General features: G+C 65.3%; 25 protein-coding genes. 19 read left to right on the forward strand and 6 right to left on the reverse strand.

The window, feature by feature from the left end; translation table 11 throughout:
* The first annotated feature begins 11 nt into the window (after positions 1 to 11).
* The 5 genes from hrcA to AC59GX_RS12290 all read left to right on the forward strand — a co-directional run bounded on the left by hrcA (position 12) and on the right by AC59GX_RS12290 (position 3,463).
* Positions 12 to 1,055, forward strand: coding sequence for a heat-inducible transcriptional repressor HrcA (gene hrcA, locus AC59GX_RS12270; RefSeq protein WP_093399755.1), 1,044 nt, complete (start codon positions 12 to 14; stop codon positions 1,053 to 1,055).
* A 25-nt stretch (positions 1,056 to 1,080) separates the two neighbouring features.
* Entirely contained in the window at positions 1,081 to 1,620 is a 540-nt protein-coding gene (grpE, locus tag AC59GX_RS12275) for a nucleotide exchange factor GrpE (RefSeq protein WP_426281639.1), read from the forward strand.
* A 17-nt stretch (positions 1,621 to 1,637) separates the two neighbouring features.
* A complete protein-coding gene (locus AC59GX_RS12280; RefSeq protein ID WP_268795438.1) occupies positions 1,638 to 1,763 on the forward strand; it encodes a hypothetical protein in 126 nt (41 codons plus the stop codon).
* 129 nt (positions 1,764 to 1,892) lie between these two features.
* Positions 1,893 to 3,116 (forward strand): threonine synthase, encoded by a 1,224-nt coding sequence (locus tag AC59GX_RS12285; RefSeq protein ID WP_426281638.1) that lies wholly within the window; start codon positions 1,893 to 1,895, stop codon positions 3,114 to 3,116.
* Positions 3,117 to 3,223: 107 nt separating this feature from the next.
* Positions 3,224 to 3,463, forward strand: coding sequence for a hypothetical protein (locus tag AC59GX_RS12290; protein WP_056065145.1), 240 nt, complete (start codon positions 3,224 to 3,226; stop codon positions 3,461 to 3,463).
* A gap of 160 nt (positions 3,464 to 3,623) precedes the next feature.
* On the opposite strand, the gene AC59GX_RS12295 is transcribed toward AC59GX_RS12290, so the two are convergent.
* Together AC59GX_RS12295 and AC59GX_RS12300 are read right to left on the reverse strand one after the other, a co-directional pair.
* On the reverse strand, positions 3,624 to 4,103 hold the full coding sequence (locus tag AC59GX_RS12295) for a vgr related protein (protein WP_426281636.1): 480 nt from the start codon (positions 4,101 to 4,103) through the stop codon (positions 3,624 to 3,626).
* On the reverse strand, positions 4,100 to 4,537 hold the full coding sequence (locus AC59GX_RS12300) for a copper chaperone PCu(A)C (RefSeq protein ID WP_426281635.1): 438 nt from the start codon (positions 4,535 to 4,537) through the stop codon (positions 4,100 to 4,102). The genes AC59GX_RS12295 and AC59GX_RS12300 overlap by 4 nt, the downstream gene beginning before the upstream one ends.
* Before the next feature lie 168 nt (positions 4,538 to 4,705).
* On the opposite strand from AC59GX_RS12300, the gene dnaK reads away from it, so the two are divergent.
* The 4 genes from dnaK (at position 4,706) to AC59GX_RS12320 (ending at position 8,891) form a co-directional block, all read left to right on the forward strand.
* Positions 4,706 to 6,613, forward strand: coding sequence for a molecular chaperone DnaK (gene dnaK, locus AC59GX_RS12305; RefSeq protein WP_426281634.1), 1,908 nt, complete (start codon positions 4,706 to 4,708; stop codon positions 6,611 to 6,613).
* A 116-nt stretch (positions 6,614 to 6,729) separates the two neighbouring features.
* The gene (gene dnaJ / locus AC59GX_RS12310; RefSeq protein WP_426281633.1) at positions 6,730 to 7,863 is read left to right on the forward strand and encodes a molecular chaperone DnaJ; all 1,134 of its coding nucleotides are present in this window, start codon (positions 6,730 to 6,732) and stop codon (positions 7,861 to 7,863) included.
* Between the two features lie 119 nt (positions 7,864 to 7,982).
* Complete coding sequence (locus AC59GX_RS12315) at positions 7,983 to 8,366, forward strand: hypothetical protein (protein WP_497301787.1); 384 nt, start codon at positions 7,983 to 7,985, stop codon at positions 8,364 to 8,366.
* Between the two features lie 72 nt (positions 8,367 to 8,438).
* Entirely contained in the window at positions 8,439 to 8,891 is a 453-nt protein-coding gene (locus AC59GX_RS12320) for a TM2 domain-containing protein (protein WP_426281630.1), read from the forward strand.
* 430 nt (positions 8,892 to 9,321) lie between these two features.
* On the opposite strand, the gene purB is transcribed toward AC59GX_RS12320, so the two are convergent.
* The gene (gene purB / locus AC59GX_RS12325) at positions 9,322 to 10,620 is read right to left on the reverse strand and encodes an adenylosuccinate lyase (RefSeq protein ID WP_426281629.1); all 1,299 of its coding nucleotides are present in this window, start codon (positions 10,618 to 10,620) and stop codon (positions 9,322 to 9,324) included.
* Between the two features lie 231 nt (positions 10,621 to 10,851).
* On the opposite strand from purB, the gene AC59GX_RS12330 reads away from it, so the two are divergent.
* A complete protein-coding gene (locus tag AC59GX_RS12330; RefSeq protein WP_426281628.1) occupies positions 10,852 to 11,280 on the forward strand; it encodes an EF-hand domain-containing protein in 429 nt (142 codons plus the stop codon).
* A gap of 75 nt (positions 11,281 to 11,355) precedes the next feature.
* On the opposite strand, the gene AC59GX_RS12335 is transcribed toward AC59GX_RS12330, so the two are convergent.
* The 3 genes from AC59GX_RS12335 to radC form a co-directional block, all read right to left on the reverse strand.
* Positions 11,356 to 11,757 (reverse strand): BLUF domain-containing protein, encoded by a 402-nt coding sequence (locus tag AC59GX_RS12335; protein ID WP_426281626.1) that lies wholly within the window; start codon positions 11,755 to 11,757, stop codon positions 11,356 to 11,358.
* Positions 11,758 to 11,822: 65 nt separating this feature from the next.
* The gene (locus AC59GX_RS12340; RefSeq protein WP_426281624.1) at positions 11,823 to 12,032 is read right to left on the reverse strand and encodes a hypothetical protein; all 210 of its coding nucleotides are present in this window, start codon (positions 12,030 to 12,032) and stop codon (positions 11,823 to 11,825) included.
* Positions 12,033 to 12,114: 82 nt separating this feature from the next.
* Entirely contained in the window at positions 12,115 to 12,819 is a 705-nt protein-coding gene (gene radC / locus AC59GX_RS12345; RefSeq protein ID WP_107961467.1) for a RadC family protein, read from the reverse strand.
* Between the two features lie 86 nt (positions 12,820 to 12,905).
* Between radC and AC59GX_RS12350 the strand changes: the two genes are divergently transcribed.
* From AC59GX_RS12350 to AC59GX_RS12390, 9 genes are all read left to right on the forward strand, one after another.
* Positions 12,906 to 16,073, forward strand: coding sequence for an intermembrane phospholipid transport YdbH family protein (locus AC59GX_RS12350; RefSeq protein ID WP_426281622.1), 3,168 nt, complete (start codon positions 12,906 to 12,908; stop codon positions 16,071 to 16,073).
* A gap of 47 nt (positions 16,074 to 16,120) precedes the next feature.
* Entirely contained in the window at positions 16,121 to 16,297 is a 177-nt protein-coding gene (locus tag AC59GX_RS12355; RefSeq protein WP_426281620.1) for a YnbE family lipoprotein, read from the forward strand.
* 1 nt (position 16,298) lies between these two features.
* Positions 16,299 to 16,679 (forward strand): YdbL family probable chaperone protein, encoded by a 381-nt coding sequence (locus tag AC59GX_RS12360; protein WP_426281619.1) that lies wholly within the window; start codon positions 16,299 to 16,301, stop codon positions 16,677 to 16,679.
* A gap of 350 nt (positions 16,680 to 17,029) precedes the next feature.
* Positions 17,030 to 17,350 (forward strand): AtpZ/AtpI family protein, encoded by a 321-nt coding sequence (locus AC59GX_RS12365; RefSeq protein ID WP_056488546.1) that lies wholly within the window; start codon positions 17,030 to 17,032, stop codon positions 17,348 to 17,350.
* A 70-nt stretch (positions 17,351 to 17,420) separates the two neighbouring features.
* Complete coding sequence (locus tag AC59GX_RS12370) at positions 17,421 to 18,179, forward strand: F0F1 ATP synthase subunit A (RefSeq protein ID WP_056056028.1); 759 nt, start codon at positions 17,421 to 17,423, stop codon at positions 18,177 to 18,179.
* Positions 18,180 to 18,217: 38 nt separating this feature from the next.
* Positions 18,218 to 18,445 (forward strand): F0F1 ATP synthase subunit C, encoded by a 228-nt coding sequence (locus AC59GX_RS12375; RefSeq protein WP_055873230.1) that lies wholly within the window; start codon positions 18,218 to 18,220, stop codon positions 18,443 to 18,445.
* Positions 18,446 to 18,499: 54 nt separating this feature from the next.
* Positions 18,500 to 18,994 carry a F0F1 ATP synthase subunit B family protein gene (locus tag AC59GX_RS12380; protein ID WP_056065115.1) on the forward strand — a complete coding sequence of 165 codons (495 nt, stop codon included), beginning with the start codon at positions 18,500 to 18,502 and terminating at the stop codon, positions 18,992 to 18,994.
* A complete protein-coding gene (locus AC59GX_RS12385; RefSeq protein ID WP_426281618.1) occupies positions 18,987 to 19,604 on the forward strand; it encodes a F0F1 ATP synthase subunit B family protein in 618 nt (205 codons plus the stop codon). The genes AC59GX_RS12380 and AC59GX_RS12385 overlap by 8 nt, the downstream gene beginning before the upstream one ends.
* A gap of 203 nt (positions 19,605 to 19,807) precedes the next feature.
* Positions 19,808 to 20,128 (forward strand): DMT family transporter, encoded by a 321-nt coding sequence (locus AC59GX_RS12390; RefSeq protein ID WP_056488555.1) that lies wholly within the window; start codon positions 19,808 to 19,810, stop codon positions 20,126 to 20,128.
* Positions 20,129 to 20,334: the final 206 nt, after the last annotated feature.

A 20,334-nucleotide genomic window follows, 5' to 3' on the forward strand; every position in this document is an offset into this window, starting at 1 on the left:
AGATCAGACGTATGGCCACGCCCCCCGTCACCGAACTGACCGATCGCGCGCGCGACATTTTCCGTGCCGTCGTCGACAGCTATCTCGCGAGCGGCACGCCGGTGGGGTCGAAGACGATCGCGCAACTGACCGGTCTCAGCCTCTCGCCCGCCTCGATTCGCGGCGTGATGGGCGAACTCGAAGGTCTCGGCCTGCTCGCCAGCCCGCATACCAGCGCGGGCCGCATGCCGACAGACCGTGGTCTCCGCCTGTTCGTGGACGGCATGATGCAGGCAATGGAACCCTCGTTCGAAGAGCGCCAGACGATCGAGGCACGTGCCGGCGTCGGAGGCCCGGTCGAGGAGGCGCTCGCCGCGACCACGCTCGCGCTCTCCGGGCTGTCGGCCTGCGCCGGACTGGTCATGGTCCCCAAGCGCGAACTGAAGCTCCGCCAGATCGCGTTCGTCGCGCTGTCGCCCGAGCAGGCGCTCGCGGTGCTGGTCAGCGAGGACGGCTCGGTCGAGAACCGCGTGATCGCACTGCCCAAGGGCATGTCGCCGTCCGCTCTGATTGAGGCGGGCAACTACATGTCGGCGACGCTCGGCGGCCTGACGCTCGCCGATGCGCGGACCCGGATCGAGCGTGAGCTGGCGGACGGGCAGGCGGCGCTCGACGGCGCGGCGCGGACGCTGGTCGAGCGCGGCATCGCGGTGTGGAGCGAGGATGCCGATCGTCGCCCGGTGCTGATCGTGCGCGGGCAGGGGCGGTTGATCGATGCCGCCGCCGCCGCCGATCTCGATCGGGTCCGCGACCTGCTCGACGATCTCGAGGGAAAGCAGGAAGTCGCGTCGCTTTTGGACAGCGCGCGGGCTGGCGATTCGACCCGGATTTTCATCGGCGCGGAGACCAAATTGTTTGCGTTGTCAGGGTCTTCGGTGATCGCTCGGCCCTTCCGCGGATTGGACGGTCGGGTGGTCGGCGTGGTCGGTGTCATCGGCCCGACGCGGTTGAACTATGCGCGCGTCGTGCCCATGGTGGATTTCACGGCTGCAACGCTCGCCCGGTTGATGGGTTGAGCCGGCCCAATTTATAGGGAAAACCATGTCCGACATCGACCAGAACACGCCTGCAGACCTGCGCGAAGAGACCGCCGACGCCGCACCTGAAGTGGCCTCGAACGACCGCGTCGCCGAGCTCGAGAACCAGCTCGCCGAAGCCAAGCAGAACGTCCTCTACGCGCAGGCCGAGATCCAGAACGTCCGCCGCCGCGCCGAGAAGGAAGCGCAGGACGCGCGCGCCTATGCCGCGACGGCGTTCGCGCGCGACGTGCTTTCGGTTGCGGACAACCTCTCGCGCGGCCTGTCGGCAATCCCGGCGGACCTGCGGGCGGACGAGAAGATGAAGGGGCTCGTCACCGGGCTCGAAGCGACCGGTCGCGAGCTGGAAAGCGTGTTCCAGCGCCACGGCATCACCAAGATCGCGGCTGAGGGCCAGATGCTCGACCCGAACAAGCACCAGGCGATGCTCGAAGTCCCGAGCGACCAGCCGGCCGGAACGATCGTCCAGGAGATGCAGGCGGGCTACATGATTAAGGATCGCCTGCTGCGTCCCGCCATGGTCGGCGTCGCCAAGGCCGGGTAACTTGTAGGGAGAGCGGCGTGCACGATCTGGTCGGAGTGCTGATCGAGGGACTGGGCGCCGCAATCCCGGATACGTGGAAGCAGTTTTTCATTTGGCTGGCGGTGGTTGTCGTACTGACGGGTATCGTCTTCATGTTCATCTAAACACTCCGTCATGCCGGGCTTGTTCCGGCATCCACCGCGCCGCGCATTCACGGCCGCTTGGTTCGCGGATCGGTGGACCCCGGAACAGGTCCGGGGTGACGGGGGTTTTGGGCCTCGTCAGGATAAAAAATGAACCAGAACCTCACGACCGATCGCCAGACCTTCGTCACGCATCTCGAATGCTCGATTACCGGCGAGCGGTATGAGGCGGATCAGCTTCATGGGCTGTCGCGCGCCGGGCGACCGTTGCTCGTCCGCTACGACCTCGACGCGGTGCGGTCCTCGGTTTCGCGTGATACGATCGAAGCGCGGCCGACCGATCTATGGCGGTGGCGTGAACTGCTCCCCGTCCGCCACACGTCCAACATCGTCAGCCTCGGCGAAATCGAGACGCCGCTGGTGCCGTTGACCAAGTCCGGCGGGCCCAATGTGCTCGTGAAGGACGAAGGCCGCCTCCCGACCGGCAGCTTCAAGGCGCGTGGGCTGGTCATGGCCGTCGCGATGGCGAAGGAACTGGGCGTCACCAAGATCGCGATGCCGACCAACGGCAATGCGGGCGCGGCGCTGGCCGCCTACGCCACGCGGTGCGGGATCGAGACGATCGTGTTCTGCCCCGACGACACCCCCGAGATCAACGTCCGCGAGATCGCGATGCAGGGCGCGCGCGTCTGGCGGGTCAACGGGCTGATCGACGATTGCGGCGCGATCGTCGGGAAGGGCGCCGCGGAGGGCCGCTGGTTCGATTTCTCGACGTTGAAGGAGCCCTATCGGATCGAGGGCAAGAAGACGATGGGGCTCGAACTCGCCGCGCAGTTCGGCTGGAAACTTCCGCAAGCGATCTTCTACCCGACCGGCGGCGGCACCGGGCTGATCGGGATGTGGAAGGCGTTCGACGAACTCGAGAAGCTCGGCTGGATCGGCTCCGAGCGCCCCAAGATGTTCGCCGTGCAGGCGAGCGGGTGCGCGCCGATCGTCCGCGCGTTCGAAGCGGGCGAGGAGCATGCCGAGCGTTGGGAAGACGCAAGCACCGTCGCGGCGGGGATTCGCGTGCCGAAAGCGGTCGGCGACTTCCTGATCCTCCGTGCGGTTCGCGAGAGCGGCGGGCAGGCATTGGCGGTCGGCGATCCGGCTATCCTGAAGGCGGTCGACGCGGCGGCGAAGCAGGATGGGCTGCTGCTATGCCCCGAGGGCGGCGCGACGCTGGCGGCGTATCATCAGGCGCTGAACACCAGGCTGGTCGACGAGGACGACAAGGTCGTTCTTTTCAACTGCGCGACCGGACTGAAATATCCGATGCCCGAGGCGCCGCAAGCACTTGATAGAACACGACCTATCGATTTCGACGCGCTGTAAACGGCGGATTTCTGCCGATTGAGTGGATCGCGATCTACCAGATCGGTGGTTGAAATTGATCCATGTTGTCTGCAACGGGGCGCCCTTCTTTACAAAAAGGGTTCCCAATGCAAAAAATCGTCCAGGTCGTTTGTGTCGTGCTCATCGCGGCGGCGGTGATGTTCGGCGGTCGCTGGTACATGTACGTCGCGCGCGGATCGAGCCCGTATGACGAGGTCGGCATCGCGTTGAACGGCTATGCACCGGGGCCGATGCGCGCCTGGGGCTGCCACAAGATGCAGGCACGGTTCCCGGGCCAGTTGCCGCCTTACGGCTGTGCCGGGCCGGATGGTCGTAGCTGGCTCTGAGGTCGGATCGGTTTGAACCCTTCCGTCATGCCGGGTTTGTTCCGGCATCCACCGTTCCGCATGCTCATCGGTCTTTGAGTTCGCGGAACGGTGGACCCCGGAACAAGTCCGGGGTGACGGGGTGGGCTTGGCGTGGTCCCAACTATAATAGCGATCCTGTCTAGGCGAGCGCTGACGGCGTGAACGGCAGCACCGTCTCGTACTGGGCGAGCGGCGGCGCGCCCGCCACCTTCGCTCCCGCACGCAGTAGGAAGGCATGGCGCACGATCTCCCCCTGCTGCTCGATGCCGTAGCGATGCAGCGCCACCCCCGGCCGGAACGCATAGTCGTACCGACACCACGGATGCCGCGCCAAGGGCAGGAACACGCCGCGCTGGTGTTGCCAGATGTGCGTCATCTCGTGGACGAACAGTCCCTGCAACGTCAGGTTCGCATGCGCGAAGTCGTCGCACCACAGGTCGCCCTTGGGGTGGAAGTGGATACAGCCGCGGGGTGCCATCACCGTATCGCGCGGCTGGAAGAACGCCCATTTGCGACGTGCCAAGCTGACCGAAGAGTAATCGATCGCACCCCCGAACACCGATGCCGCGAGCGCCGTCTCTCCCTCGGTAAGCCCGCGCCTTGAGCCTGCTCCGGTCACTTCCCTACCGGAGTTCCCGCCGCGACCACGGTCGCGTTGTTGATGATGCGTGTCCCATCGGCAAACGCGAACGTGAGCGTGACGCGATCGGCGGGCTTGATCCCCGAGTTCATGTCGAAGAGCATCACGTGCCGCCCACCCGGCGCGAAGGCTACGTCCGTATTCGCCGGAATCTCGACCTTCGCGAGCGGCGTCATCGTCGACATGCCGCCCTTGTCCATCGTCTCGTGCATCTCAGACCTGATCGCGACGTCGGTCGTGGCAGAGATCAGCGTCGCCGGCACCGGCCCCCCATGCACAATGAAGTACGCCGCCGCAGGCCGTCCGGTCACCGCGCCGAGCCGCACCCAGGCCCCGTCGACGGACAGTTCCTTGGGCGGCGAGCACGACGCCAGTGCCATCGCGGCAACACCCAGTCCGAAAACGATACGCATAGGTTACTTTTCTCCGGGCCCGACCACTTGCGCATCCTATGACCGGTACAATCTTGCGGCAAGCGCGAGGCCACCTATATCGCGCCCATCATCAGAAAGGTTCCACTGCCGTAACGGGGTGGAACCGGTTTCGTATTTTCGTTTCAAGTGAGGGGCTAATCAGAACTCATGGCTAAAGTAATCGGTATCGATCTCGGCACGACCAACAGCTGCGTTTCCGTCATGGAAGGCGGCAAGCCCAAGGTCATCGAGAATTCCGAGGGCGCGCGCACCACGCCGTCGATCGTCGCATTCGCCAAGGATGGCGAGCGACTGGTCGGCCAGCCGGCCAAGCGCCAGGCAGTGACGAACGGCGACAACACCATCTTCGCGGTGAAGCGCCTGATCGGCCGTCGCTTCGACGATCCGATCACCAAGAAGGACACCGAGCTGGTCCCGTACAAGATCTCGCGCGGCCCGAATGGCGACGCATGGGTCTCGGCGGGTGGCAAGGATTACTCGCCGTCGCAGATCTCGGCGTTCACGCTGCAGAAGATGAAGGAAACCGCCGAATCGTATCTCGGCGAGACGGTCACGCAGGCGGTCATCACCGTGCCGGCCTACTTCAACGACGCACAGCGTCAGGCGACCAAGGATGCCGGCCAGATCGCTGGCCTCGAAGTGCTGCGCATCATCAACGAGCCTACTGCGGCTGCGCTGGCCTACGGCCTCGACAAGCAGGACGGCAAGACCATCGCGGTCTACGATCTCGGCGGCGGCACGTTCGACATCTCGGTGCTGGAAATCGGCGACGGCGTGTTCGAGGTGAAGGCCACGAACGGCGACACGTTCCTGGGTGGTGAGGATTTCGACAACAAGATCGTCCAGTATCTCGCCGACGAGTTCAAGAAGGCCGAGGGCATCGACCTCGCCAAGGACAAGCTGGCGCTCCAGCGTCTGAAGGAAGCGGCCGAGAAGGCGAAGATCGAACTCAGCTCGGCGCAGTCGACCGAGGTCAACCTGCCCTTCATCACCGCGGACCAGAACGGCCCGAAGCATCTGGTGAAGTCGATCACCCGCGCCGATCTGGAGCGGATGGTCGAGGATCTGGTCAAGCGTACGCTCGAGCCTTGCCGCAAGGCGCTCGCAGACGGCGGCCTGAAGCCCGAGGACATCTCGGAAGTCGTGCTGGTCGGCGGCATGACGCGCATGCCGCGCGTGCGTGAAGTCGTGAAGCAGTTCTTCGGCAAGGAGCCGCACACCGGCGTCAACCCGGACGAGGTCGTCGCGATGGGCGCCGCGATCCAGGCCGGCGTGCTGCAGGGCGACGTCAAGGACGTACTGCTGCTCGACGTGACGCCGTTGTCGCTCGGCATCGAGACGCTGGGTGGCGTGTTCACCCGGATGATCGATCGCAACACGACGATCCCGACCAAGAAGTCGCAGACCTATTCGACCGCCGACGACAACCAGGGCGCGGTGACGATCCGCGTGTTCCAGGGCGAGCGCGAGATGGCGGCCGACAACAAGATGCTCGGCAATTTCGATCTCGTCGGCATCCCGCCCGCACCGCGCGGCGTGCCGCAGATCGAGGTCACGTTCGACATCGATGCCAACGGCCTCGTCAGCGTTTCGGCCAAGGACAAGGGCACCGGCAAGGAGCAGCAGATCCGCATCCAGGCGTCGGGTGGTCTTTCGGACAACGACATCGACCAGATGGTCCGCGACGCCGAGACCTTCGCCGAGGAGGACAAGAAGCGTCGTGCGGGCGCCGAGGCGAAGAACAACGCCGAGTCGCTGGTCCACACCACCGAGCGTCAGCTTGCCGACAATGGCGACAAGGTCGACGAGTCGCTGAAGGCCGAGATCCAGGCCGCGATCGACGCGACCAAGGCTGCGGTCGAGAGCGGCGATGCGGACGCGATGACCGAGAAGAGCACTGCGCTCGCCCAGGTCGCGATGAAGCTCGGCCAGGCGATCTACGAGAAGCAGGCCCAGGCGGACGCTTCGCCGTCGGCTGATGGCGACGCGGCGAAGAAGGACGATGATGTCGTCGACGCCGAGTTCTCGGAAGTCGACGACAACCCGAAGGCGTAACCGACGTCCCCCTCTCCCCGTCGGGGAGAGGGTCGGGGTGAGGGGCAGTACCGAGAGGGGCCGCGTGTGGCGCGCCTCTCCCAACCCTCTCCCCGGAGGGGAGAGGGCTTGAGATCATGAGTACCCAGACAGATTATTACGAACTGCTCGAATGCGAGCGGACCGCGGATGCGGGGACGATCAAGTCGTCCTACCGCAAGCTCGCGATGAAATATCACCCGGACAAGAACGCCGGCTGCAAGGATTCCGAAGCGCAGTTCAAGGCGGTCAGCGAGGCGTACGAATGCCTCAAGGATCCGCAGAAGCGCGCGGCCTATGATCGCTTCGGCCACGCCGCGTTCCAGAACGGCGGCGGCGGCGGTCACGGTGGCGGCGCGCAGGATTTCGGCGGCTTCAGCGATATCTTCGAAAGCGTCTTTGGCGAATTCATGGGCGGCGCGCAGCGCGGCGGCGGTCGCTCGGCGGCGCGGCGCGGCGCGGACCTGCGCTACGACATGGAAGTCAGCCTCGAGGAAGCCTTCCACGGCAAGACGACCGAGATCACGATCGACGTCTCCGCGCTCTGCGACACCTGCGACGGCTCGGGCGCGAAAGCCGGTACGCGGGCTAAGACCTGCCAGCATTGCGGCGGCCACGGCAAGGTTCGTGCGCAGCAGGGCTTCTTCGTAGTCGAACGCGCCTGCCCGGTGTGTAATGGCGCGGGCGAAGTCATCTCCGATCCATGCCCGGATTGCCGCGGCGAAGGTCGCGTCGAGAAGACCAAGACGCTGTCGATCAACGTTCCCCCCGGCGTCGACGAGGGCACGCGCATCCGCATGTCCGGCGAAGGCGAGGCGGGCGCACGCGGTGCTCCGGCTGGCGACCTTTACATCTTCCTCCACGTGACCAAGCACAATCTCTTCGAGCGCGAAGGCACGACGCTGTTCGCACGCGCGCCGATCAGCTTCACGGTCGCGTCGCTCGGCGGGTCGCTGTCGATCCCTGGCCTGGACGGTCGCACACACGAGGTGAAGATCCCGGCGGGCATCCAGTCGGGCAAGCAACTCCGCCAGCGCGGTGCCGGCATGCCGGTGTTGCAAGGCCGCGGCCACGGCGACCTCGTCGTCCAGATCGACGTCGAAACCCCGACGCGTCTCAGCAACCGCCAGAAGGAACTGCTCGAGATGTTTCGCGAGACGGAAACGGGCGATGAGTGCCCGGCCAGCCAAGGCTTCTTCGCCAAGCTGAAGGGCGTGTTCGCCGGAGAATAAACCCGGCTACATACTGAACCAAGGGGGGCGCAATGCTGGCATGTCTTTTCATCGCGCTCGCCTGTTGGCTGCTCATGGCCACCGCCCCCCGGACGCCAATCGGCGAAACCTTGCGTCGGGTGCTGATCGACAAGCCTGCAGTCCGGTTGGCACGGTTCACGCGGGGCGATGCTGCCGTCATGTTCCTGCTGATGCTGACGGCCGCAATGGTCACGCTCGTCGGCGAAGGCGACGGTATCAGGCTGCTTACTCTGGCCGCCCCCGATGTCGCGATCTGGATCACGACATTCGAGGTTTCGGCCTATGTCGACATTCTCATGGCGCTGGCCGCTGCGGCATCCAGCCTGCGTTTCCGGAGCTTCATGACGCGCCGGCTCAGCGTATTCACTCGCCGCCCGGCTGCACAAAAGCACAAGCGCGCGATCCGCTCGCGGAAGAAGCGATCGACGAATGCAGACAACGACGACGACAGGCATTGGCGTCAAACCGCGCTTGCCGCCTGACACCGAGGGTGAGTTCGAGCTTGCCTGATTCGCATCATCCGCCAGAATGCGAAACCAACACCGAGGAATGATATGCGCGGACAGGTTTTAGGCGTCGATCCCCGCACGGGCGAAGGACTCGTCGCGGGACAGGACGGACAGCGTTATCGGTTCGCGCGCGAAGACTGGGCGCATCGCGGCGAACCAGCAATCGGCCTGGAAGTCGATTTCGAGGCCGCCAACGACCGCGCGCTCAGCGTCTTCCCGATGCCGACCGCACCGGGCCCCCGTCGCGCTGTGCCGGCCGAGGCTCTCCCGACCAACGACCGCAACAAATACGTCGCCGCGGTCATGGCGTTCGTGATCGGCACGCTCGGCATCCACCGCTTCTACCTCGGCCGGACCGGCTCCGGGATCATCATGCTGGTGCTGAGCATCACCGTGATCGGGTTGATCATCAGCGCGCCCTGGGCGCTGATCGACATGATCCGCTATCTGATGATGTCCGACGAGGAATTCGCCGCGCGCTACCCGCGCAAGCGGTGATTATTCGCGGGTCTTGAAACTGCCGGCCTAGCCGCGCCCCCTCGGAAGGGGGCGGGCGGGCCGATGGATCAGAAGGCGGTGATGACCACCCCGACCACCAGCGCTTGAGCCGCGATCGCCAGCATGGTGCTGGTCACGGTTTCGAACATGCGCATGGATTGGTCTCCGATGCCGGAACAATATCCGGCAAGCGAGATATGGGCATAGTTGCGTGCTGTCGCAATTTTGTAACGCGTAATCGCAATTGCATTGCGTGCATTCGGCGCGATTTGGGCGTCACATTTGCCCGATCCGCAACGCTCTCCCCTCCCTGAAAGGGAGGGGCAGGGGGTGGGTCGGCTTCCGCAAATTCCAGACGGGATAACTCGAACCAGCCGACCCACCCCCAACCCCTCCCTTTCAGGGAGGGGAGCAACCTTCGCCCTAGTCCTCAGGCCGCGCCGAATACCCGCGCGAAGATCGTGTCGACGTGCTTGAGGTGATAGCCAAGGTCGAACTTGTCTTCGAGCTCCGCATCGCTCAGCGTCACTTCCGGATCCGCCTTCAGCAACTCCAGCAGCGACAGCGCGCCGTCCGAATCCCACACCTTCATCGCATTGCGCTGGACCAGGCGATACGCGTCCTCTCGGCTCACGCCCGCCTGCGTCAGCGCCAGCAGCACGCGCTGCGAATGGACGAGGCCGCCCATCTTGTTGAGGTTCTTCAACATCCGCTCGGGGTAGACGACCAGCTTGTCCATCACCCCGGTCAGCCGCGCGAGCGCGAAGTCGAGCGTAATCGTAGCATCCGGCCCGATGTACCGCTCGACCGAAGAGTGCGAGATGTCCCGCTCGTGCCACAGCGCGACATTCTCCATCGCCGGCGTCACGTACCCGCGCACCATCCGCGCGAGCCCGGTGAGGTTCTCGGTCAGCACCGGGTTGCGCTTGTGCGGCATCGCCGACGAGCCCTTCTGGCCGGGCGAGAAAAACTCTTCCACCTCGAGCACCTCGGTGCGCTGCAAGTGCCGCACTTCGGTCGCGAGCCGCTCGATCGAGCTGGCGATCACGCCCAGCGTCACGAAGAACATCGCGTGGCGATCGCGCGGGATCACCTGCGTCGAAACCGGCTCGACCGACAGCCCGAGCTTGCCGGCGACATACTCCTCGACGAACGGATCGATGTTCGCGAACGTCCCCACCGCGCCCGAGATCGCGCAGGTCGCGACGTCCTCGCGCGCCGCGACCAGCCGCGCGCGGTTGCGCGCGAACTCGGCATGCGCCTGCGCAAGTTTGAGCCCGAACGTCACCGGCTCGGCATGGATGCCGTGGCTGCGACCGATCGTCGGCGTCATCTTGTGCTCGCGCGCACGGCGTTCGAGCACCACGAGCAGCGCGTCGAGATCGGCGATCAGGATGTCGCTTGCCTTGGCCAGCTGCACCGCGAGGCACGTGTCGAGCACGTCGGACGAGGTCATGCCCTGGTGCATGAAGCGCGCCTCGGGGCCGACATGCTCGGCAACGTTGGTCAGGAAGGCGATGACGTCGTGCTTGGTCTCGCGCTCGATCTCGTCGATCCGGTCGACCTCGAACGTCCCCTTTTCCCAGATCGCGGCGGCGGCTTCCTTGGGGACCACGCCCAGTTCGGCGAGCGCGTCGGTGGCGTGCGCCTCGATCTCGAACCAGATCTTGAAGCGCGCTTCGGGCGTCCAGATCGCGACCATGTCGGGGCGGGAATAGCGGGGGACCATCGGGTTTCCTCGGGAGCGTGAAGGGTAGGGCGCGTCGCGTGCCGTTCGGCCCGCGGCTGCTCGCGAAACGCGGTAGCAGGACGCAGGGGAAGGTTCAAACACCCGTCGCGAGGTATAAATCCGGTGATGTGGCGCGTATAGAGTCGGTAAGCGGTTCGCTATGTCGAGTATATATCAGGCATGGTCGCAACGTCGCTTAGTAGACGCGTAGAACACCACCGGAGAGACGCAATGTTGAAATATGCTATGCTGGCCGGCGCGGTACTGGTTGCTGCACCCGTACTGGCACAGACGACCACGACATCCCCGCAGACTTCGGCGTCGGGCGGTGCTGCTGTCGGGCAGGCCGCTCCATCTGGTGCGCCAACCGATGCAGTGCCGATGCAACCCGCCACGCGCGAGCAGCCCGCGACCGGCAGCCAGGTCGCGCAGGTCGTCGACACCGAGTTCCCGACCTACGACAAGAACGGCGATGGCAAACTCAGCGCGACCGAATTCGGCGGCTGGATGGTCGCACTGAAGAGCAAGACCGATCCCTCGACGAAGCCCGACGCGCCCGAGACCAAGAAATGGGTATCCGCCGCCTTCGCGCAGGCCGATACCGACAAGAGCAAGTCGCTGACCAAGACCGAGGTCACCAGCTTCCTGTCACAGGGCTGACGGCCACGACACGTCCGCAAAGTCTCATCGCACGGATCGAGGTCGTCGGGTTTACGCCCGGCGGCCTTCGTCACGTCAGCCGTCCAGCGAACCCGTCGCCATCAGCGCAAGGAAGGGATCGCGCACCCGCTGCGACGCGCCGTTGAGCAAGCGCCGCATGCGCGCATCATACGCATCGACAGGATCGTCCGCGCGCCTGTGCGCCATCGTCCAGGCACCGAACTGCCGTTCGTGGATCGGGATATTGTGCTGGAGCGACAGATCGTAATGACGATCGTCCTGCGTAATACGGCCGAACGTCGCGTCGAGGAAAGCTGTTGGTCCCTCGATCACCTGAAGAAAATGCGTGCCGTCCGACCACAACAATCCAGTGATGTCATGCAGCGCATTATTGTGCCGGGACTGCTGCAATATTCCCACGAGATCGGCCTTGTCGCCGGCTATGGTGCTCGAACTCATGTATAGAATTTGGCGCATCGCGTCTCCGGTCGATAGTTGCGCATATCGCTACTATAGATCGGAGAGCTACGACTTGCGGTAGATCAGTCGGCTTTGCGCACCCGATCTTGCGCAATGCGGGTCTCCGCCAGGATCTGCCCCTGCGCCTCGACGGCGGCGTTGAGCAGCCGATCGGAAGTTTCGGCCGCGGCGTCGGGCGTCAATGATACCGCGACCCCGTCCGGCCCGTCGACCATGACCTGACCGTGCTCGGCGGTTACCTCCGAGGCTTCGTCGTGCAACTTGTTATCCACATGCAATTCCTTTGCCGTGACAACGAAGATACGGATGAAAAGGCACGAGGAGTTTCGGATGTTTCTCCTTTATCTGATTGCGTCAGATCAACCCTTGCGCACGCAGGCTAACATGGCCGCCGGTGCCCATCACGATATGGTCGTGGACGGTGATGCCGAGCCGCTTGCCCGCCTCCGCGATCGTTCGCGTGATGTCGATGTCGGCGCGGCTGGGGGAGGGGTCGCCGCTCGGGTGATTGTGGACGAGGATGATCGACGCGGATCCGAGGTCGATCGCGCGGCGGATGACTTCGCGGACATACACCGCGGCTTGGTCGATCGACCCCTTGCTCATCACCTCGTCGCGAATCAGCATGTTCTTGGTGTTGAGATGGAGCACGCGAAAGCGCTCGATCGCGTGGTGCGCCATGTCGGCCCGGAGATAGTCGAGCAGCGCCTGCCAGTTGGCGAGCACCGGACGGTCGCTGACGTGCGATTGCAGCAGGCGGATCGCGGCGGCGTGCGCGATCTTGATCGCCGCGGTAGAGATTTCGCCCATGCCCTTCACCCGGCCGAGCGCCTCGGCATCCGCGGTAAGCACCCCGCCAATCCCGCCGAACTCACGCATCAGGGCCTTGGCGAGCGCCTTGGTATCGCCGCGGGGTATGGCGATCGCGAGCAGGTATTCGATGAGTTCATGGTCGAGCAGCGCGTCGCTGCCGCCTTCGAACAGGCGTTTGCGGAGGCGGCCGCGATGGCCCTTCAGATCGTCCCCCCGGACGTCAGCGTCTTCGTCCGGATCGGCCATTTTGCGATGCTAGCACATCCCTGGGCAATTGCATGACGCCCTCGCTCCCGCCTATGCAGGCCGCGAAAGCGTAGCGGAGTGAGTGGGTGACCGAGACGAGCGAGACGGGGGTCGACCCCGGGGCCCATCCTCGCCGTACCGTGACCGCCCGCCGCGTTGCGCTGGGGATCGCGCTGCTCCTGATCGCCGCGCTGGTCGTGTTGTGGCTGGTGCGGAAACCGATCGCCGAAGGGTTCATCGACCGAGAACTCGCCAAGGCCGGCGTACCTGCGCGGTACGATATTGCCGACCTCGCGCTGGGCGGCCAGCGACTGACCAACGTCGTGATCGGCGATCCGGCGCATCCCGATCTGGTCGCCGACTGGGTCGAGACGCGGACCGGCGTCGGGCTGTCCGGGCCGTATCTGGAGGGCGTGCGCGCGGGGAAGGTCCGGTTGCGCGGGAGACTGGTGGACGGGAAAGTGTCGCTCGGCGCGATCGACAGGTTGTTACCCGCGCCGTCGGGGAAGCCGTTCGCATTACCGGCGCTCGACGTATCGGTCGCCGACGGTCGGATGCGACTAGAGACACCGCAAGGGATCGTCGGGTTGAAGCTGGCAGGCTCCGGCAAGCTCGACGACGGGTTCCGCGGTACGTTGGCGGCGATCAGCGAGCGGCTCGATATCGGCGGATGTGTGATCGACCGGCTGGCGGCAACGGTGAAGCTGCGTATCGACGCGGCCAAACCGACGATCACCGGGCCGATGCGCGTGTCGCGGCTCGCCTGCGGCACGACGCAGGCGGCGCGGATCGTGGCCGATCTGGACGTTGGCCTCTCTGCGGCGCTCGATCGCTGGCAGGGCAAGGCTACGCTCAAGACTGGCGCGGCACGAACGCCGGGTGCGACTTTGGCTGGTGTCGGAGGCACGATCGACTTCACCGGAACCGCGGCGGCGACCGGCGGCAAGGCGAACATCGCCGCCGATACCGTTCGCACCACTGAGGGCGGCGCGCGCCGGGTTGCGCTCACAGGCACGTACCGGATCGGCCAGCAGATCGCGTTCGACGGGCGCGTCCAGGCGAGCGGCGCCGCGGTGGCGCAAAAGCGACTCGCGGGGCTGGCGGGGATAGGCGGTGCGGCCGCGGGCACGCCCGTTGCGCCGTTGGCGAGCGCGGTGACGCAGGCGATCCATAAGGCCGGCCGCGGATTTGCCGCGGACGCCGACGTTCGCGTGCGGATCGACGGCGGGCGCGGCAAGGCCGTGCTGTCGCGTCTGGCCCTCGCCTCCGCCAGTGGTGCGCGTGTAGCGCTCGGTGGCGGCAGCGGGGTCGCGTTCGGCTGGCCGAACGGCGGCGTGCGGCTCGACACGGTCCTCGCGATGCGTGGCGGCGGCCTGCCTGAGGCGCGCGTGTCGCTCGCGCAGGGGAAACCGGGCGCGGCGATCCGCGGCGTTGCCACCATCGCTCCTTATGCGGCGGGTGGCGCGAGCCTGGCGCTGACCCCCGTCACCTTCAGCGCAACGCCGGGCGGGGCAACCTCGATCGCGACGCGCGTCACGCTCGGGGGACCGATCGGTGCGGGCGGTCCCGGCGACCGGGTCGATGGCCTGTCGATGCCGGTTGCGGCGCTGTGGAACGGTCGCGGGCGGCTGGTCGTCAACACCGGTTGCGTGCCTTTGGCGGTCCAGCGCTTTGCGATCTCCGGCCTCGTGCTCGATCCCTCGCGGCTGACCTTGTGCCCGCTCAATGGCGCGCTGGTCCAAGTCGATGGCGCGCGGGTCAGCGGTGGTGCGAAGATCGCCGCGGCCAAGCTGGGTGGGCGACTCGGCACTACCCCGATTACGCTGACGACCGCGGGTGCGACCGTGCGGTTGGCGGATCGCGGCTTTGCGATCAACGGCGTGCAGACCCGGATCGGCGCGTCCGAACGCATCACGCGACTCGATTTCGGCACCGTCACCGGTCGCATGACCGGGCAGGGCGTCGCGGGCGCGTTCACCGACGGCTCTGGCCAGATCGCCAACGTGCCGCTGCTGCTCGGCGACGCCGCCGGCGACTGGACGCTCGTCAAAGGCGCGCTCAACCTCACCGGCGCGATGGGGGTATCCGATGCCGCGCCGACCCCGCGCTTCAAGCCGCTTGCTGCCCGCAGCGTTACACTCGCGCTCGTCAACGGCACGATTACCGCGGCGGGCACGCTGTTCGAACCGACCACCAACACCAAGGTCGCCGACGTAACGCTGACCCACGCTCTGGGTGCCGGCGCAGGCAAGGCCGACCTCGCCGTACCCGCGATCGCGTTCGCCAAGGACAAGCTGCAACCCGACGCGCTGACCCCGTTGACCTTCGGCGTGATCGCCGACGTCAACGGATCGGTCAGCGGCGAGGGGCATATCGCCTGGAACCCCGACGGGGTGACCAGCACCGGCGTGTTCCGTACCGCCGGCACCGATCTCGCCGCCGCGTTCGGACCGGTCACGGGAATCGCCACCGAGATCCATTTCACCGACCTGCTCAATCTCCAGAGCGCGCCGGGGCAGGTGGCGACGATCCGCACGCTCAACCCCGGCATACCGGTCAGCGACGGCACGATCCGCTACCAGACGCTGCCGGGCGCGCGCGTCCAGGTTGAGGGTGGCTCGTGGCCGTTCGCGGGTGGATCGCTGACGCTCGACCCGACGCTGCTCGATTTCTCCGCGCAATCCGAGCGGCGGATGACGTTCCACGTCGCCAACATGGCGGCCGACCAGTTCTTGCAACAGTTCGATTTCAAGAATCTCGACGCGACCGGCATCTTCGACGGCGTGCTGCCAATGATCTTCGACGAGACCGGCGGCCGGATCGAAGGCGGCGACTTGCGCGTCCGGCCGGGCGGTGGGACGCTCGCCTATGTCGGCGATCTCACCCAGAAGGATCTCGGCGTCTGGGCGAACATCGCGTTCGGCGCACTGAAGTCGTTGCGCTACCAGTCGTTGCGCGTCGGCCTGAACGGGCCGCTCGCGGGCGAGATGGTCACCGACGTGCGGTTCGCCGGGATCAGCCAGGGCGAGGGGGCGAAGGCGAACTTCATCGTCCGCCGCCTGCAGAAGCTGCCGTTCGTGTTCAATATCCGGATCAAGGCGCCGTTCCGCGGCCTGCTCGACTCGGCGCAGAGCTTCTACGATCCGAAGCGGCTGATCCAGCGAAACCTGCCGGCGTTGCTGCAGCAGCAAGCTGCGCCGCCTCCTCCGAAACCCCCGACCATTCAGCCTCCCGCAAGCAGGATCGTGCCATGACCGAAACAGGATTGAAGAAGCGGGAGCAAAGGCCGATCTTGCATAGGATGACGAGGACGATCGCGATTATCGGGCTGACGGGGGCCTTGCCGGGCTGCATCAACGTGTCGGCGCCCGACAAGCCGATCGAGATCAACCTCAACATCAACGTCACGCAGGAAGTGGTCTATCGTCTCGATGGCGAGGCGAAATCGTTGATCCAGCAGAATCCGGGGATATTCTAAGATGAAGACCAAGGTCCTTATGGTGGTTGCCGCAGCGGCGGCTCTCGGTGGCCTGTCTGTCGCGGCAACCGCGCAGCGCGATCCGGCCTATGCCGCGGCGCGTGCCGGGGGCGAGGTCGGCGAGCAGCCCGACGGCTATCTCGGCCTGGTCGGCGCGGCGAGCGGCGATTTGCGCGCGCTGGTCAACAACATCAACATCCAGCGCAAGTCGGCTTACACGGTAAAGGCGCAGGCGAGCGGTGCGACGGTCGAGCAACTCGCCTTCACTAGCGGCTGCAACCTGATCATGCAGACCAACCCTGGTGAGAAGTACAAGACGCCGAACGGTGTCTGGAAGACCCGCACCGCCGGTGCGCCCGAACGCGATTCGCGCTGCGTTTGACCTCCCGTCATGCCGGGCTCGTTCCGGCATCCACGGTTCCGCGTACTCGATAGTAGTGAGCGTGCGGAACGGTGGACCCCGGAACGAGTCCGGGGTGACGAAGAAGGGAGCTTCCCCTCGTGGCGCGAGGTCCCGGCTTTCGCCGGGATGACGAAGAGCGAGCGTCCTTCCGAGCTTCTCTACTGATCGCACCGAACGTTATCGCCAATCCCATCCGCCGCCCCATTAATGACGCCCGTGTCACACCGGTTGACTTGCACCCCCCCCTTTTCTAAACGGACCGCGCCTTGGCGGGATCGCTCGTCGCTGCTTGCTTCCTCCCCGATGCGTAATCAGGTGGAGGAACGTGCGTGGCGGAGATCGAACCCGGACAGGACCCCCAGGGTGTTGAAGATCCGCGACTTTCCGCGCTCGATGAGCGATTGCGAGAGGCGCAGCATCGGGAAACGCTCGCAAAGGGGCAGAAGGGGGCGGATGCCGAGCGGGGGTACTCGCAAGGCAATCGCGTCATTTCCGCTCTAATCGGGAGTCTTGTCGGCAGTGCGCTGATCGGCTGGTTGATAGACCATTGGTTCGGCACTGGCCCTTGGGGGCTGATCGTGTTGCTGTTCCTCGGGATAGCGGTCGCGTTCAGGCAGATCATTCGAATTTCAGGCGAACGCCCGGAGTAACCGGGCGTTTGTCGTATCAAGACGGCAGGGATTCCACGTGGCGGCAGAACAGGGCGGCAAGATCGATCCGATGCACCAGTTCCTGATCGAGCCGGCGTTCGGCTCGCACTGGATCGTAGGTGGCTATGACCTGTCGTTCACCAATTCCGCATTGTGGATGGTGGTGACGCTGGTCGCGCTTTGGGCGTTCATGATCGGTGGCATGAAGCGTGAGCTCGTGCCCGGTCGCTGGCAGATGGCGGTCGAGGGCTTTACCGGCTTCATCTCGGGCATGCTCGAGCAGAATGTCGGCCCCGGCGGCAAGCGCTTTGTGCCGTACGTCTTCTCGCTGTTCATGTTCATCCTGTTCGCGAACATCATCGGGCTCCTGCCATTCGGCATCGTCCCCGGCGTGCACCCGTTCACCGTGACCAGCCACATGACCGTCACTGGCGTGCTGGCGCTGATCAGCTTCGCGATCGTGCTGCTCGTCGGTTTCGGCAAGCACGGCTTCCACTTCTTCTCGCTGTTCGTGCCGAGCGGCACGCCGGCGCTGATGATTCCGCTGATCTTCGTGGTCGAGCTGATGTCGTTCCTGGTGCGTCCGTTCTCGCTCGGTCTGCGACTGTTCGTGGCGATGACCGCGGGGCATATCCTGCTCAAGGTGCTGGCCGCGTTCGTGATCAACGGTCTGAACCTCGGTGGGATGTATATCGGTCTGGTCAGCGCGCCGAGCATGCTGCTGATGATCGGCATCACGCTGCTCGAGCTGCTGGTTGCTGCGATCCAGGCCTACGTGTTCGCGTTGCTGACGTCGGTCTATCTGAACGACGCCGTCAATCTCCACTAAGTTTTCCATTACCAACTGATTTTCAAAGGGAATTTACCATGGACGCACAAGCAGCAAAGATGATCGGTGCCGGCCTCGCAGCGATCGGCATGGGCCTCGCGGCACTCGGCGTGGGCAACGTGTTCGCCCAGTTCCTCGCCGGCGCTCTGCGCAACCCGGGCGCAGCCGACAGCCAGCAGGGCCGTCTGTTCATCGGTTTCGCAGCAGCCGAGCTTCTCGGTCTGCTCGCCTTCGTCACGATGATCATTCTCGTGTTCGTCGCCTAACAACTCGCTGAATTGGCCGGGCGACCGCGCCCGGCCGTTTCACGAAGGACCGACATGCCCCAGATTTCCCAGATAGCCGCTACCTACGCCTCGCAGATCTTCTGGCTGCTCCTCACCTTCGGCATCCTGTATTTCGGGATCGGCAAGGGAATGGTGCCAAAGATCGTGTCCAACGTGGACTCGCGCGAAGGCCGAATCGCGGGCGATCTGGCGGCAGCGGTCGCTGCCCGTACGCAGGCCGATACGGTCCAGGCGAACTGGCAGGCCGAAATGGACGCGGCCCGCGTCGCGGCGCAGGCCGAGACCGCGGCAGCAGCCAAGCGTGCGGCGACCGCGTTCGAGCAACAGGTCCACGCGGCCGACGCCGAACTCGCCGAGCGTCTGGGTCATCACGATCTGGCGGTCGCGAACGCGAAGGCCGAGGCGCTCTCGAACTTGCAGGGTGTCGCCGCCGAAGCAGCACAGCAATTGGCCGCCAAGGTCGCCGGCCTCCAGGTCAGCCTGGACGCGGCGACCGACGCGGTACGCAGGACGACGGCGCATGGCTAATCCAGATTCGGCCGCAAAGGTCATCCACGGCGAGGGCATGGCGCCCGAGGGTGCGGTCGACAACCAGGGCATCCAGGGTCACACGGCCGCACCCGGCGGCGTCGAGCATGTGCCCGATCCGACCGCGCTCGGCCTGACCTCGACCGGTTGGGTCGCGGTGGCGATGATCGTCGTCATCCTGCTGATGATCTGGAAGAAGGTTCCAGGGATGATCGGCAAGATGCTCGACACGCGCATCGCCGGCATCCGTACGCAGCTCGACGAGGCCAAGGCGCTCCGTGCCGAAGCTGAAGCGATCCGCACCGAGTACGAGGCCAAGGCCAAGACCACGCACGTCGAAGCCGAAGCCATGAAGGCCCACGCACACCACGAAGCCGCGGCGATCATCGCCAAGGCGAAAGCGGGCGCCGAAGACCTCATGACCCGTCGCGCGAAGATGGCCGAGGACAAGATCGCCGCGGCCGAACGCGCTGCGATTGCCGAAGTTCGCGCGCGGGCGGCGGATGCTGCGGCGAAGGCTGCCGGCATCCTCATCGCCGAGCACCACGACGCAACCGCCGACCGCATGATGATAGACCGTTCGATCTCCGGTCTCAGCCGCCTCAACTAACCGGGGGCAGCGCTCGAAGCGCTGCCGTTCCCCCGCGGAGGCGGGGGCCCAGGATCTCATAAGACAGCGCCTGCAACCCTGGACCCCCGCCTCCGCGAGGGAACGGTAGTTCGCTTGGCGCTTTTCCTGTTTTGCACAGACGGCCGTCTCTTCCCGGGTTTCCGGCGGCTGAGTCTCCAATCTGAGCCCGTTGGAGAACACCTATGTCCTGGCTCATCCTCGCGGTCGCCGTCGTCACCGAAATCTGCTGGGCGCTCAGCCTCAAATGGGCAGCCACCGTCGCCACGTGGCAAGCCTCCAGCGTCCCGATCATCCTCAGCTTCGTCAACATGGGTCTGCTCGCCCTCGCGATGCGCGGCCTCCCCGCCGGCACCGCCTATGCGATCTGGACCGGCGCGGGCGCGATCGGCGTCATCATCGGCGGCGTCATCCTGTTCGGCGACAAGGTCAGCGGCATCCAGGCCTGCTTCATGGCCCTGACCGTGGTCGGCATCGTCGGTACCAAGGTCTTCGCCCAAACCTGACCGCCCCTCTTCGCCCGCAGGGCTTAGAAGATTGATTCACGCGAAGGCGCAAAGGCGCGAAGAGGAACAGAAGGTTGGTTCACGCGGAGACGCGGAGCCGCGGAGGTGTTGCGGCTCGGGATGATGTACCGAGCCGCCACGAGTGGATGTAAGCCTTCGGCAGGTTGAGAACGAACGCTGAGTGCTCGTATCTTCTCTCCGCGTCT

This window comes from Sphingomonas sp. 320_CC, from assembly GCF_059691795.1.